15 protein-coding genes are annotated in these 14,127 nt (G+C 64.5%); 5 read left to right on the forward strand and 10 right to left on the reverse strand.

The annotated features are described in order from the left end of the window. Nucleotides 1-49 precede the first annotated feature (49 nt). The 4 genes from XalbCFBP2523_RS12495 (at nucleotide 50) to hglS (ending at nucleotide 3,582) form a co-directional block, all read left to right on the forward strand. The gene (locus XalbCFBP2523_RS12495) at nucleotides 50-439 is read left to right on the forward strand and encodes a hypothetical protein (RefSeq protein WP_045765218.1); all 390 of its coding nucleotides are present in this window, start codon (nucleotides 50-52) and stop codon (nucleotides 437-439) included. A 229-nt stretch (nucleotides 440-668) separates the two neighbouring features. Continuing rightward, entirely contained in the window at nucleotides 669-1,040 is a 372-nt protein-coding gene (locus tag XalbCFBP2523_RS12500) for an EF-hand domain-containing protein (RefSeq protein WP_045765219.1), read from the forward strand. Nucleotides 1,041-1,554: 514 nt separating this feature from the next. Next, on the forward strand, nucleotides 1,555-2,094 hold the full coding sequence (locus tag XalbCFBP2523_RS12505) for a hypothetical protein (RefSeq protein ID WP_045766615.1): 540 nt from the start codon (nucleotides 1,555-1,557) through the stop codon (nucleotides 2,092-2,094). Nucleotides 2,095-2,220: 126 nt separating this feature from the next. Next, nucleotides 2,221-3,582 carry a 2-oxoadipate dioxygenase/decarboxylase HglS gene (gene hglS / locus XalbCFBP2523_RS12510; protein WP_045765220.1) on the forward strand — a complete coding sequence of 454 codons (1,362 nt, stop codon included), beginning with the start codon at nucleotides 2,221-2,223 and terminating at the stop codon, nucleotides 3,580-3,582. Between the two features lie 127 nt (nucleotides 3,583-3,709). Here the strand turns inward: hglS and XalbCFBP2523_RS12515 are convergent, their stop codons facing one another. From XalbCFBP2523_RS12515 to XalbCFBP2523_RS12545, 7 genes are all read right to left on the reverse strand, one after another. Beyond that, on the reverse strand, nucleotides 3,710-5,080 hold the full coding sequence (locus XalbCFBP2523_RS12515; RefSeq protein WP_012914980.1) for a leucyl aminopeptidase family protein: 1,371 nt from the start codon (nucleotides 5,078-5,080) through the stop codon (nucleotides 3,710-3,712). 63 nt (nucleotides 5,081-5,143) lie between these two features. After that, a complete protein-coding gene (locus XalbCFBP2523_RS12520) occupies nucleotides 5,144-5,869 on the reverse strand; it encodes an HAD family hydrolase (RefSeq protein ID WP_230599018.1) in 726 nt (241 codons plus the stop codon). Nucleotides 5,870-5,968: 99 nt separating this feature from the next. Continuing rightward, a complete protein-coding gene (locus XalbCFBP2523_RS12525; protein ID WP_045756703.1) occupies nucleotides 5,969-7,090 on the reverse strand; it encodes an AI-2E family transporter in 1,122 nt (373 codons plus the stop codon). A 136-nt stretch (nucleotides 7,091-7,226) separates the two neighbouring features. Continuing rightward, nucleotides 7,227-7,664, reverse strand: coding sequence for a hypothetical protein (locus tag XalbCFBP2523_RS12530; protein ID WP_045765222.1), 438 nt, complete (start codon nucleotides 7,662-7,664; stop codon nucleotides 7,227-7,229). Further along, nucleotides 7,664-8,155, reverse strand: a complete 492-nt coding sequence (locus XalbCFBP2523_RS12535; RefSeq protein WP_045765223.1) for a hypothetical protein — start codon at nucleotides 8,153-8,155, stop codon at nucleotides 7,664-7,666. Before XalbCFBP2523_RS12535 ends, XalbCFBP2523_RS12530 begins: the two co-directional genes overlap by 1 nt. Nucleotides 8,156-8,160: 5 nt before the next feature. After that, nucleotides 8,161-8,532: a hypothetical protein gene (locus XalbCFBP2523_RS12540; RefSeq protein ID WP_045765224.1), complete on the reverse strand. Its 372-nt coding sequence runs from the start codon at nucleotides 8,530-8,532 to the stop codon at nucleotides 8,161-8,163. 162 nt (nucleotides 8,533-8,694) lie between these two features. Further along, nucleotides 8,695-10,131: a Do family serine endopeptidase gene (locus XalbCFBP2523_RS12545; protein ID WP_045765225.1), complete on the reverse strand. Its 1,437-nt coding sequence runs from the start codon at nucleotides 10,129-10,131 to the stop codon at nucleotides 8,695-8,697. Between the two features lie 442 nt (nucleotides 10,132-10,573). Here XalbCFBP2523_RS12545 and XalbCFBP2523_RS12550 point away from each other — a divergent pair, with 442 nt between their 5' ends. After that, nucleotides 10,574-11,227: a hypothetical protein gene (locus XalbCFBP2523_RS12550; RefSeq protein ID WP_045765226.1), complete on the forward strand. Its 654-nt coding sequence runs from the start codon at nucleotides 10,574-10,576 to the stop codon at nucleotides 11,225-11,227. A 45-nt stretch (nucleotides 11,228-11,272) separates the two neighbouring features. On the opposite strand, the gene XalbCFBP2523_RS12555 is transcribed toward XalbCFBP2523_RS12550, so the two are convergent. From XalbCFBP2523_RS12555 to XalbCFBP2523_RS12565, 3 genes are all read right to left on the reverse strand, one after another. Next, nucleotides 11,273-12,052 carry a lysophospholipid acyltransferase family protein gene (locus XalbCFBP2523_RS12555; protein ID WP_080928179.1) on the reverse strand — a complete coding sequence of 260 codons (780 nt, stop codon included), beginning with the start codon at nucleotides 12,050-12,052 and terminating at the stop codon, nucleotides 11,273-11,275. A 477-nt stretch (nucleotides 12,053-12,529) separates the two neighbouring features. Next, nucleotides 12,530-12,919, reverse strand: coding sequence for a ribonuclease domain-containing protein (locus XalbCFBP2523_RS12560; RefSeq protein ID WP_045765228.1), 390 nt, complete (start codon nucleotides 12,917-12,919; stop codon nucleotides 12,530-12,532). A gap of 281 nt (nucleotides 12,920-13,200) precedes the next feature. Continuing rightward, a complete protein-coding gene (locus tag XalbCFBP2523_RS12565; protein WP_045765229.1) occupies nucleotides 13,201-14,019 on the reverse strand; it encodes an HDOD domain-containing protein in 819 nt (272 codons plus the stop codon). Nucleotides 14,020-14,127: the final 108 nt, after the last annotated feature.

A 14,127-nucleotide genomic window follows, 5' to 3' on the forward strand; every position in this document is an offset into this window, starting at 1 on the left:
GCATGACACGGTCTAGACTGGCGTTCTTGCCCGCCGAGGACACGATCCGATGAACCTGCCGCTGCACTTTGGCTTGCTGGGCTCGCTGGAAGCCGGGCTGATCGCGTTGGCGGTCGGATTCTTGGTGTATGCGCTGTGGCAGCGGCTGGGCCGGCGTTTGCGCTGGTCCGAGGGCCAGCGGCTGGGTGGGGCATGCCTGCTGGCGGTGACGGCATCGGCAGGGGTCGATTGCTGGAACCTGTTCTACACCAGCATCGTGCGCCTGGAGTCGCCACTATATGCGCGCATTGCGCTGGCCAGCATCCACGATCCAGACGAGTTGGGCTCGCGTGTTGTGTTGGAGATTGGGTGCGCACTTGCCGGCGTGGCTTTGGCCTGGATCGTATTCAGTTCTTGCTCAAAAAAAAAGGCGGCCGATTATGGTCACGAAACACGTTAAATCATACGTTTTTTTCTGTAGTCTGAATATTTTAAATGCTCGAGTCACCACAAGTTCATTGAATCGTAACTACGGCGTTGGCACATTGCTTGTGTGCTGTGGTTAATACTCTGTTTTATGGAATTTCGCGTCGGGTAATGGATTCAGTTCGGTAGAGCCACTGTGGCGGTGTGTGCCGGAATTGGCCGGTACATGTCACTTCCCGAAAGAGCATAAGGAGGATTCACACGTGAACATTCGTATTCGCACCCCGCTGTTCGGTTCCGTTGTCCTTCTCGTCGCTGTGTTGGCCTTGCCGGCTTTCGCTCAGCACCCGCAGCGCAGCGATGCCGTTGGGCAAGCGCAGTCGTACACCAGCACCACTGGGCAGCGAACGCAATCCGATATGTCTGGTCCTGGTCAGACTTGGGCCGATGTCGATACCGATAGAGATGGTGCCATCAGCAAGCAGGAGGCGCAGGTCAACGCCGGCCTGAGCCAGATTTTCTCGCAGGCCGATACCGACCACAACGGCAAGCTTACCCCAAAGGAATACGAAGCCTATGTCGCTAAACATCATGCTGGCATGGTTGGCGGCAGCAATAATCGTGACGGAAAATAAGAGTGGCTAACAAAACGTCGCGAAATCGCTGTCAGGTGGGCGCGGACAGCGCGCAGCAACCGCAGTAGGGGAGCATCCCAGCACTGTCCACGCCCGTTCGGCGGCGACACAGTGGCTTTGTTAGCTACTTTAAGTCGATCATGGTAATGCAGATGGCCTGATCGGTCTGATGGTGAAGGCGGTGATGGGTGCGCCTAGTTTTGCCGAGTTGTTCTTCGCGTACATCGACGTGGTATCGGGTAAGAATCCGAAGACCTGCGGCAGTCGACAGGGGCTGGTCAAATTCGGCACCGAACGTTTTGTGATGAATGGCAATTTGCTGCGCTCGGAAGTGGAGCCACCCGTTGATTGTATTGGACGGCTGGGGCACCCACCCCCGATGCCATCCCTTGGGCGCATGCGGCCGAGCACTGCCTCGCGTCCGATGCGTTGTATCGATGGCGGTGAGTGGCTGCAGGCGGTGGCGGGCCTCTGGGGCGCTGACAGCGCCTGTGGTATCCGGCAGAATCGGTGCATGTCGTTCCGTTTGCACGCTGCTGGTTCGCTGCTGTTCGTATTGCTGCTCGTTGTCGGCATTGCCGCAGCGCAGGACACGTCTGTGTCGGTGTCTGCGTTCGCCGCCGCAGCGCCTGCCGAGATGCCCGCCAGCGGCGATGTCTGGGTCGATCGCCAGTTGCTGGATATCGATCGTTATGCCGTGCGCTATCCGGACAGTTTTCTCGACGAGGTTGCGCGCTATGCGCAGATGCCGCGCGGCTACGCCGAGGCGTTGCTGCGTGAATGCCATTGGCCGGCTCGCGACATCTATTTTGCCGGTTTCCTGGCCACGGCTACCGGACGACCCTATCGCGAGGTGGTACGCGCCCGCAGCGCCACTGGTGCGCAGGCTGGTTGGGCAGAGGTCGCCACGGGATTGCAGGCGCCACCGGGGTCGCTGGCGTACCGCGCGCTGCGCCATGCCATCGTCGCCAGTTACGATCATTGGGACCGGCCGATCGTGCTGGACGCGCTGTTGCGCCGCCAACTCGGCGGCCGCGCCGCAGCGCAACCGTAGTTACGGCGCAGACGCAGCATCCGATTCGCGGCATTCGATCGCACGACTGGTTGTGTCGTCGTGACGGCGCGAGAATGCCACTTCCGCCGGTCCAGTCGCCGGCATCACCGTTGCTCCGGAGCGCCGATGACCACTGCCTTCGTTTCGTCGGACGCCATCCGCAGTCTGTTCGCGCAGGCCATGTCCGACATGTATCGCGCCGAGGTGCCGTTGTACGGCACGCTGATGGACTTGGTGGCGCAGGTCAACGCGCAGACGCTGGCCGCCGATCCGGCGCTGGAAGCGCAGTTGCAGCGCAACGATGAACGCGCGCGGCTGGATCAGGAACGGCATGGAGCGATCCGTGTCGGTACGGCGGAAGAATTGGCCATGCTGCGGCGCCTGTTCGCGGTGATGGGGATGGTGCCGGTCGATTACTACGATCTCTCGGTCGCGGGCGTGCCGGTGCATTCCACCGCATTCCGTCCGCTGGATGCGGCAGCGTTGGCGCGCAATCCGTTCCGCGTGTTTACCTCGTTGCTGCGACTGGAGTTGATCGAAGACCTGGCATTGCGCGCGCAGGCGGCGCAGATTCTCGCGCGGCGACGCATCTTCAGCGCTGGCGCGCTGGAATTGATCGCGCGCTGCGAGCGCGACGGCGGCCTGGGCGAGGCTGACGCGCACCGCTTCGTCACCCAAGTACTGGAAACCTTTCGCTGGCATAGCGATGCGACTGTATCGCTGCCGATCTACCGTGCGTTGAGCGACGCGCACAAGCTGGTTGCCGATGTGGTTAGCTTCCACGGTCCGCATATCAACCATCTGACTCCGCGGACTCTGGATATCGACGCGGCGCAGGTGCAGATGCTGCACCGTGGTATCGAGGCCAAGGCGGTGATCGAAGGGCCGCCGCGCCGGCGTTGCCCGATCCTGCTACGCCAGACCAGCTTCAAGGCACTGGAAGAAACCGTGCGTTTCCCCGCCGGCGCGGGCAGTGCCGAGGTCGGCACCCACACCGCGCGTTTCGGCGAGATCGAACAGCGGGGCTTGGCACTGACGCCGAAAGGCCGCGCGCGGTACGACGCGCTGCTGGAGCGTGCGCGCGGCGCCGACGGCAGCGCCGGTGGCGACTACATGGCGCGCCTGCAGGCCGCGTTCGCCGACTTCCCCGATGATGAAGCCACGCTGCGCCGCGAAGGCTTGGGCTATTTTCGCTATGCACTCACCGACGCCGGTCGCGCCGCCGGCGCGACCGCGCTGGTCGGCAAGCCGGCCGAGGCGTTGATCGCCGATGGTTTGGTCAGCGCCGACCCGATTGTCTATGAGGATTTCTTGCCGGTCAGCGCCGCTGGCATCTTCCAGTCCAACCTCGGTGGCGGCGAACAGCGCGGCTACGCGGCGCACGCCAACCGTGCCGCATTCGAGCAAGCGCTGGGCGCGACAGTGCATGACGCATTCGCCATCTACGCCGGGATCGAGCGCGATTCGCTGCAGGCATTGAATCGCTGAGAAAACCTCGGTGATTGCGTCGCGCGCAAGACGCGCCATGTCGGCGCGCGGTGTCGTGCGCCGATCGCAAGTGCGCTTGCTTTCGCGCAGCGGTGTCCGGGCTATCCCTGCGCCGCGCGGCGATTGCCTATCGCGTGTAGCGGGCCTTGAGCATGGCGTAGGCCGAGCGCAATGCCAGTGCCTCGCCACCGGCCGGACGGCCAGGGCGCTCGCTGTCGTTCCAGGCGTATACATCCAGATGCGCCCAGGTCTGCCGCGCCGGTACGAAGCGCTCCAGATATAGCGCCGCAGTCACTGCGCCGGCCATGCGTGAGCCGGCGTTGGCCAGATCGGCCACCGAACTGCTCAGGTAGCGTAGGTAAGGACGCCAGAGTGGCATGCGCCAGACCGGGTCGCGGTGGCGCTCGCCGGCCTCGATCCAGGCTTGCGCCAGCGCGTCGTCGTTGCAGAACAGCGCCGGTAGGTCCGGGCCAAGGGCGATGCGCGCTGCGCCGGTCAAGGTGGCGAAATCCATGATCGCGTCCGGATTCTGCTCGCTGGCGTAGGCGAGTGCATCGCACAGCACCAGCCGGCCCTCGGCATCGGTGTTGTCGATTTCCACGGTCGTGCCCTGGCGGGTGGCGATGATGTCGCCAGGGCGGAATGCGTTCGGGCCGATCGCGTTTTCCACCGCTGGCAGCAACACCGTTAGCCGCAGTGGCAGGCGTTGTGCCATCACCAACCCGGCCAGCGCCAGCGCATGCGCCGCGCCGCCCATGTCCTTCTTCATGTGGCGCATGCCGTCGGCGGGTTTCAGATCCAGGCCGCCGGTATCGAAACACACCCCTTTGCCGATCAGCGCCAAGTGCGGATGCGTGTCCTCGCCCCAGCGCAGCACCAACAGCCGTGGCGCGCGGTGGGAGGCGCGACCGACTGCGTGGATCGTCGGGAAGTTCTGCTCCAGCAGTGCGTCGCCGACGATGCTGTCGAACTGCGCGCCGTGCGCTTGTGCAATCGCGCGGGCGATTGCTTCCAGTTGTTCCGGTCCCATGTGCTCGGTTGGCGTATTGACCCAGTCGCGCACGCGCACGCAGGCTTCGAGTAAATCGAGCACCTCCGCTTGCGGTGTCGCCAACAGCGACGCCGGCAAGCGTGGCGGTTGCTTGTAACCGGCATAGCGGTAGCTACCCAGGCCCCACCCCAGGTGCAGCGCGGCCAACGCCTCGGTGTCCAGCGCACTGGCCAGATGCCAGGTACTGCCGGCCGGCAATGCGAACGGCGCGTGCGCATAGGCATAGGCATCGCCGCGATCGCCGACACCGAGGACCGCCGCGGCCACGCCATCAGGGCCCGGTAGCAACAGCACCGTGCCGGGTGCGGCCATGAACTGCTGCGTGTCCATCCACGCCACCCAAGCCGGCGACTGCGCCGCGCGCCATTCGGCCAGATGTTCGCGTTCCAGCACGTACAGCGGCAGTGGTGTGTGCGAAGCGTCGGTGAAGCCGTTCGGCAAAGACATCGGGAGATCCTTCTTGTGCTTGGGAGGGAAAGGGAAAATGGCTAGCGATGTGGCCGGCGCTGCTTATGCGTGTGCCGTGTGGAGCGGTTGCGTGGTCTCCAGCCAATCGGCCAGGCCGGTGAGCGTGTCGAACTGCAGATCCGGTGGTGTAGGCCGATCCCAGAGCTGCCCTTCGCGGTTGATCCAGCAGCCGCGCAGGCCGGCTTGCATCGCACCGACCACGTCGATCTCGATGTGGTCGCCGACATGCAGGACCTGCGCGCAGGGCAATGCCAGGCGCGCGCAGGCGGCTTGGAAGATACTCGGGTCCGGTTTGGCCGCGCCATGTTCGCCGGCGCTGAGTTGGAAGGCGAAATACCGCTCCAGTCCGATCGTGGCCAGATCGGCGTTGCCGTTGCTCAGTGCCGCCACTGGCATGCACGCGGCGATACGTTGCAGTGCGGGCAGGCTGTCCGGGAAGCATTCCACTTGGTTGCGTGCGGCATGGAAGGCCGCATAGGCCGGTTCCGCCAGTGTTTCATCGGCGCCGCTCTCGCGCAGTGCCTGACGCAGGGTGAGGCGTCGTAGTTCGCTCATGTCGTGGCGCAGATGCGGGTGTGCGGCGACCACCGTGTCGCGTAACTGGCGCATGGCAGGGATCGGGAAGCATGCGGCGGTGCGCGGACTATGTTGCAGCAACCAGTCGTGCAGCACCTGTTCGATGCGCGCTCCGATCGGCGCGAAGGGCCACAGGGTATCGTCCAGATCCAGCGTGATCGCGCGGATGGGGAAAGTGGGGGAAGAAGTCACTCGGCCCATTTTACGCGATGCGATGTCGCGCCCCAGTGTTGTCGGTAGACAGCGCCGCGATCCATCTTTCCCCGAGTCCCGAGCCGGCCGATCCAGGAGTTACTCCAGCAGTCGCGCCCAGCGTTGCATGCCATCCACCCGTGCCAGCACTATCTTGATGCACACCAACAACGGCACTGCTAACAGCAGTCCGATCATTCCCCACAGCCAGCCGAACAGCATCAGTGCCAGGATCAGCATCAGGGGCGAGATCGCCATGCGCCGGCCGAGCACGATCGGTGTCACCACCTGGCCTTCCAGCAGATGCAGCGCCAGGTAGAACAGTGCCGGCAGCGTTGCGCTCAGCGGGTCGCGAAACGCGACGAAGCCCATCAGCAGCATCAGCACCACACCGATCAGCGGTCCCACGTAGGGCGCGAAGTTCAGCAGTGCCATTACCGTGCCCCACAGCAGCGCCTCCTGCGGTGTGATGTTCAGCAGGATCAGAATGACAGCGAACACCAGCCCGACCAGTGTGTTGATGACGCTAATGGTCAGGACGTAGCGCGACACTTCTTGTTCGATCGAACGCAGGATGTCGGTGGTGAACTTCTGCTGCTGGCGGCTGGGGAGTAAGGCGATTGCGTGCCGTTGCAGGTTCTCGCCGAACACCATGAAGAAGAACGTCAGCAATACCACGGCCAGCGCCGAGGCGGCCAGTCGTGGGGTCCGCACCAGTGCCCGGTAGGGATCGTCCATCTGCGTGCGGATCACCTGTACGCGGGGGCCCCCGTCACCGCCGGCGGCGCGGGCGAAGCTTTCCGCCGCCTGGTTGGCCAACTGCATCGGTTTGGTCAGGTCGTGCACCTGGGTGGCGATGTGACGCATCTGTGCGGGTGCCTGTTGTACCCAGACTGCGGCCGGTCCGGCCAGTTGCACGGTGAGCGTCGCCGCCAGCGCCATGCCCGACAGCAGGACGACCAGCGCGGCCAGGAAGCGGGGCAGGTACAGCCGTCGTAGCAGGCGCAGGATCGGGTTGCCGATCAGGGCGAAGAAGGCCGCCAGCAGTACCGGCAGGATCACCTGTTGTGCGGCCCACAGCGTGTATGCGACGGCCAGCGTCGCCAGCACCACCAGCGACACCGGGCCGCGTGGCCGCGCGGTGTGCGGCATCGGCAAGGCATCGCGCGGCGCGGCGGTCGCGGGGTGGTCGTCGGTCGCGGAATCGGGAACGGTACTCATCGGATCTGCGTTACGGTGGCCTTGGACTGCGTTATAAGACACGCAGCATCCGGCCTCGAAAAGGAAGCGCAGTGTAGGCCGATCCTGCCTGACGCGGTATGACGAGCGCTTAGCTGTCGCGCGGTTGTGAAGTGTTTCAAGGCTCGGACAGGGCCGTTGCCGTGTCGGTCGGGTTGGGGGCGTCCGGCCTGGACGCGTCAAGCGGATCGCCGTGCCGTGCCGTGGTGCTGGTGTCCGCTGGCGCAGCATGTGGGGCCGTACCGGCAGACGCCTGCGTCGTGTCTGCGGCGCGCTCGGGAGCGTTTGAGCTTGCCGTGGCCGCGTTGAGCAGTTTGTAGAGTGCGCTGAGCATTTGCAGCCAACGCGCGCCGCCAAGTTTGCCGAGCGCCGCGACCGGCTCGGCGCGTCCCACCAGGAAACCGATTCCCAGCCCGACCACGACGATACGCAGGGGTGTCCAGCCTTCGCGCCAGCCCTGCTGCAACGTGGTCCAGTGCGTGCGCATCTGTTCCCGGCGTCCTTCCAGCACTGCTTCGGCGCGGGCGACGCGGTGTTGCAATTGATCCAACTTCATTATTCGGATGCCTTGCCGGTCGGGGCGGACGCGTCGTTGTGGTCCTCATCGCTGTTGCCGATGCCCAGCTTGGCCAACTGGCGTCGGGTGGCGTCGAGTTTGCTCATCTCCAGGTAGCGCAGCGCTTGCCAGGCACCGAGAGCGGTGAAGAAGAGGCTGATTCCCGCAGTGGCCGTGATCGATGCCAGCCACGACCAGCCCATGCGATGCAGCAATGCGATCAGCGCGCTCATTAACAGGATCCAGGCCGAGGCGCCGAACGCCACCGAGATGATCAGCCACACCAACGCTCGCACCAGGGCGACGCGAGCCAAGGCCAAGTCTGCGGCCACTAGCCGGCGCAGGGCGCGCCCGGTGTGCAGTGAGGCGTGCAAGCCTTCGCGACCGGCCGCCCTGAAGATGCGCAACGATTCCCCCAGCGACGGCGTTGCCGCCGCTGGTTCCGCCGTAGCGCCGTCGGGCGTGCCGGCGCGTGCTTGCGCGTCGCTCACGCGGCTTACTTGTCGCCGCCGCTGCGCGCCAGTTTGGCGATGATCCAGCCAGTGGCGAAGGCCACCCCGAACGAGGCCAGCGGACGCTCGCGGATCAGGTCGGCGGCGCTGTCGATTAGGTCGCGGCCTTTGTCCATGAGTGCGTCTACCTGCTCTTTCGCCGCCGCCCCACCGAATTCGGCCGCCGCCAGTCCCGATAGTGTGCTGTCGGACAGTTCGGCCTTGACGTTGGCCTTGCCCAGCTTCAACTCGTCGCTGGCGGCACCGACTGCGCCCTTGATTGCCTCGCCTGCGTAGCTGGCGGCCGACTTCAGATGCGCACCGGCTTCGCTCAGGTTGTCCTTGAGGTGATCGGTGTTTGTGGGGCTGGAATTCATGTGCGTGTCTCCTCTGGGGTAAGGGAGCGCTCCGACCGCCACTGGCGGACGCTGCGGAAAATGTAGGCGACGTATACCATCGCTAAAGTATAAAAAGTGTCAGTGAACGGGCGGTGGCGCGCGTAGAATCGCCGCGCCGCATGCCTGTGCCGATGTGGCCGCTCATTGCATTATTAAATCGGCCTGCACGCCGCCGCGCACCACGCGCAGCACCAGCTGGGCTGGCTTGCGCGCGAAATTGGCGCGGTAACTGGCCAGGTCGGCGAACTCGCCGGCCGAGGCCGCGACGACGATATCGCCGCTGGCCAGGCCGTTGTGCGCCGCGCGACTGCCGCGCGCCACGTTGCCGATCAGTACGCCGGAGACGCCGGACTGACGCAGCGATTCGGGCAGGTCGGTGAAGGTGGCGCCGCTCAGACGCGGGTCCAGCGCTTCGCCGCTCACCGCGCGCGGCTGTTCCTTCAGGCGGACTTTGAGTTGCAGTGGTTTGCCCTCCCGGCGCACGTCCAGCGTGACCGTGCTGCCCACCGGCTGCAGGCCCTCGTAGTTATGCAGCGCCTCGGCGCTGTCCAGACGTTCGCCGTTGGCGCCGGTTACCACGTCGCCCGGTTGCAGTCCGGCTGCGGCGGCGGCCGAGCCCACCAGCACCCGCGTCACCAGTGCGCCGCGCGGGGAGGGCAGGCCCAGCCCTTGCGCCATCTGCGCGGTCAGGTTCTGGGTCTCGATGCCGAAGGTGCCGCGGATCATCACACCGTTGTTCTTAAGCAATTGGTCGACCACCGCGCGGGCCAGGTTCGAGGGGATCGCCAGGCCCAGCCCGATGTTGCCGGCCATGCTGCCTTGCGGGTTGAAGCTGGCGGTGTTGATACCGACCAATTCGCCGCGCAGGTCCACCAGCGCGCCGCCGGAGTTGCCTGGGTTGATCGAGGCATCGGTCTGGATGAAGTTCTGGTAACCCAGGCCGCGGATGCCGTTGCGGCCCATCGCCGAGACGATGCCCGAGGTCACGGTCTGGGTGAAGCCGAACGGGTTGCCGATCGCCGCGACGAAATCGCCCACGCGCAGTTTGTCGCTGTCGCCGAGGCGGATTTCGGTGAGATTGTCGGCCTTGATCCGGACCAAGGCGATGTCGGTGTCCGCGTCCGAGCCGATGAATTCGGCTTTGAAGCTGCGTCCGTCGGCCAGTGTCACTTGCACATCGTCGGCGTTCTCCACCACGTGATGGTTGGTCAGCACGTAGCCGTTCTTGGCATCGATGATGACGCCCGAGCCCAGCGACTCGTTGATGCGCTCCTGCGGGATGTCCGGAAAGAGGCGGCGGAAGAATGGGTCGTTGAAGAACGGGTTGCGTACCCGCACCACCTGCTTGGTGTTGATGCTCACCACGGCTGGCATGACAGTTTGCAGCATCGGTGCCAGCGATGGAAGCGGAGTGCCGGCGACCGACGTCGGCAACGCCGCCGTGTTCGCCACGGCTCGCGTCGCCGGTGTCGGCGCGGCATCGGCGCGATTGTCCAATTGGGCGTTGATCGCGGTTGCAGCGAAACCGCCGAAGGCAGCGGCGGCGGTCAGGGTCAGCAGCGTGGGCAGCGGGCGCATGAGTCGGATTCCGGGGGACGCGGGAGACGGATTGGGAAAATGGGCGCCTGAGGGCATAAATCAAGATGAACGCAGGGCGTTTAACTGTCAGTGAAAAGCCGCTACCTCGCCGAAATGTGTCGCTATTGCCACCATGCCGCAGATTGCGTGGAGAGCCGGGCTACCGAGCGCTGGCGTGCGTGCGATCTTGGTTACTGTATCTGTAGGCAACGCGGGGCGATGGCGCGGCCACCAGGGTTCTCCTTGCTGAGCGCTCGTATCCCGTTGTGCTGGCGACTTCTGCGTGCCTCCGTGCCGACACAGGGCAGGGCGGTGGGCTGCCGCGATTGCGCGGGTTTGCCGACCGTCCGCCGCATGTCGCACTCGTTGGCTCCCCGCTTTGCTGCAATCGGTATAGCATCGTCCGTGTGGTATCAAACACCGACACCCTGAGGAGGGTTTTATGAGCAATGGCAATGGGGTAACGGCGACGCTGACGCAAGTCGCCGAGAACATGAAAGAAACCGCCACCAACATGGGCGAGACCATCGCTGCGACTGCCAGCGAGGCCGTCGCCAGTGTCAAGCACACCGCTGAGAACGTGCAAAAGCGTGTGCAGGACCAAGTCGCCAAGACCCGCAAAGCGGTGAAGCAGGCCGAGAAGGCCGTCGCCAAGCGCGCCGAGAAGGCCGGCAAGGCGGTCAAGAAGACCGTCGCCAAAGCGCGCAAGACACTGGAGGCGGCCAGGGCCAGCGCCAAGTCTGAAGCCGCTGCGCTGAAGAAGGTGGTCAAGAAGAAGACCGCCAAGAAGGCAGCGGCCAAGAAGGCTCCGGCAAAGAAGGCGGTGGCCAAAAAAGCCCCGGCGAAGAAAGTGACCGCCAAGAAAGCCGCGCCGAAAAAGGCAGTCAAGAAGGTCGCCGCGAAGAAGGTCGCGGTCAAGAAAGCGGTGAAGAAAGTGGCCGCGAAGAAGGTCGTCGCCAAAAAGGCGGTAAAGAAAGTGGCTAAGGCGGTCAAGAAGACCGTCGCCAGGGTTGCCAAGAAAAGCGCCACGGCGAAGAAGACCGCTGTACGCAAGAGCGCGGGTAAGAAGGTTGCTGCCAGCCGGGTAAAGAAGTAAGCCGTCGCGTTGCATCCTCTCTCCCGTGCACGGGAGAGAGGGCGGTTATGGCGTTATCGGACGAGTCGGTGCGGTGAGCGCCGACGAGACGATGCCGTGCAGGTGCGCGGCCAACGCCTTGCGGTCGCTGCCGGGTGCCAGTGCGATCGGCGTGTGGAAGGTTACCCGTACCAACGCGCCGGACAGGCGCAGGAACTGCGCTACGTGTGCGCCGGCCTGCATCTCGCCGTAGAACGCATAGGCATCGCGATTGCCGCCTTGTGTCAGCGGCTGGCCGTCCACGCTGCGCAGCTCCAGCGTGAACGGTTGCAAGGTCCAGCGGGGCGTGTTCGTGTCCGCGTCCAGGAACAGCGAGAACAGGCTGGATTTGAACGGCGCCACGTGCTCGCCGGAGGAGGTGGTGCCCTCGGCGAATAGCACCAGGTCATGGTCCGGGCGCAGTTGCGCGGCGATGGCGGTGGCGACGGCCGCCGCATCCTGTCGACGGCGGCTGATGAACACGGTCTGCGCCATTGCGCCGATGTGGCGCATGCCGGGCCAGCGTTCCATGTCGTTCTTGGCGATGAAGCGTGTGCGTAGCAGGCTGCCCAGCACGACGATGTCGAAGTGGGAGAGGTGGTTGCCGACGAACAAGGTACCGCCAGTAGCGCGTGGTTGGCCGATGACCTCGACGCGAAGACGCAGCGCCTGGCGCAGGCAGATGAACCACAGCCGCGGCAGCACGAATGCGCCGCGTCCACGGATAAAACGCATTAGCAGCCATTGCAGGGGCATCAGCAGGAGGCTGGCCAGGATGCAGGCGGCGAGTTTGACGACGATGCGCAGACGGTCGGCGAGGGCATCTGCGGTAGGAAGTGGCGGAGAGGTTGCGGGCATGGGCAAGTGGATGAAGGAGACGGTCGGTCGCGCACGACTGCGGCGATGGTAGTCGATACCGCTGGTCTTGGTTCGTTCGATGGCCGGCGCGCTGGAGCGAGCGTCGCGTCCTCGCTCCGGTGCGTCGCGACTGTCGTGGCGCTGCCCGGCGTGAGGCCGATGGCGCTTTTATCGCAATGCTGGACTAAGCGCATGGAGACCGCTCGCCGCACAGTCGCGTTGCCGCGACGGTGGCATCGCACGCGCTATTGGGCACTCTCGGGCGGCCGCCCCTGTTTCATACATATGGGCAGTACACGCGCATCCCGCGCGCACCAGTGCGACTGACGTCAAGCCCGCCGCCGCCAGCTGTGGTGCTAGCGGCATAGGATCGGTCCAGGTGACGCGCGAACGCCACTGCCCGCAGGTCTGCCCGAGCGCCCCGTATCACTGGATCGTGCAGAATGTGGCGTAATGGTCGGCGGAGTAGTAACGCTGCTCGATCGCCTTTTTCTTTTTGCCATCGGTGACGAGGAACACCAGTCGATACGTCCCGGCCTGATCGTTCTGAGGGAGCCGTGCCTTGCCTTCATAATAGGTCTGCCCGTTTCCGGACTTGGGCAAGCGTCCTTCGTTGTTGCCGAACACCTGCACGTCCAACTGTGCGTTACCACAAGCGGCGATCGGGCTGGGCATGGTGAGGCAATACGCCATGTCCCGACTGGCATCGCGGATGTAATTAGGCAAGGTGCTGCAGTGCGTTGGAGATTGATACGCCTGTACATGGGTGGAAACGAATAAGGCCGCAAGCAGCGCAAATTTGATCGAGTGAGACATGAAACACTCCTTGGCAGATGGATCGGATGGCCGTGGATGCGGGAGTTGCATCGCGCCGACGCACCGACTATGCGCATGCGCGCCGTCAATGCCCATCGGTCGAAACCTGATCTGCTTTCGTCGCAGTAGATTGCAACGAGGTGCCGGAGGTTTTTTTCGCCACTCTAGAGCGTGGCTAACAAAACAACCGCTTCATCTTCATGTGCCCACCGTACACTGCGCTTCCTGTGCGTTGTCTGGCACCGGTCCGACAGCGACTCGGAATGTTTTGTTGTTAACTCTTAGCGCAGCATTTCGGTAAAGGCGCGATCGGCTTCGATCACCTCGGGCAGGGCGGCGAACAATGCGTCCAGGTCCACCTCTTGCAACAGTGGTCCAGTCACCGCTTGGCGCGCTTCATCGGTCGCGCCGCCGTAGTGCCTCAAGGCGTCGGCGACCAGTGCGGCTTGTGCCACCACACGTGGCATCGGTTCGCCTTGCGGCGCTTGCAGCGGGCGTGCCTGATAGGCGATGGCGGCCTGGATCACCTGCGGCAACTGCCAGCGCCGCGCCAGCTCCGCGCCCACTTCCGGATAGCCAAAGCCCAGTTGGACGGTTTCGTCGGCGGCACGACCGCTGGACGATGCGTCCGGATGCAGCTGTGCGGCATAGCTCGGTGCGCCGGTCTGGATCAGTAGTTCGCCGATGTTGTGCATCATCCCGCAGGTGAAGGCGGTTTCCGGATCCAGGCCCTTCTGCCGTGCCAGTAGCCGGCAGATCCCGGCCACCTCGAAGCTGTGCAGCCAAAACCCGCGCAGGTCGAAATGCGGGGGGGCCTTGAATGCGCCGGTCATCGACGAGGCCAGCACCAGCGTGCGCAGGGTGTTGAAGCCCAGGCGCAGCGCGGCGTCTTCCACCGTGGTCGAATCGCGTGCGCCACGAAAGCGCGCCGAATTGGCCAGCCGCAGCACCTTGGCCGCGATCACCGGATCCCGTTCGATGTTGCGCGCTACCGCATCCAGGCTGGTGCCGGGGGAATCGAATTGCAGGATCAGGTCCTGCGCCACCTGGGGAATGGTCGGCAGGGTGTGCAACTGGTCGAACAGCGCCTCTAGTTTCATGAAAGCCTCAAGACGGAACGGAAGCGGGAGCTGCCGGTTTGGGCGGCCGCGCCCGCCTGGTGGCGGAACTGGCGCATCCTAGACCGAATCGCTGTGGGCGGCGCGTGC

Origin of the sequence: Xanthomonas albilineans, assembly GCF_002939705.1 — a bacterium.
GTDB lineage: Bacteria > Pseudomonadota > Gammaproteobacteria > Xanthomonadales > Xanthomonadaceae > Xanthomonas_A > Xanthomonas_A albilineans.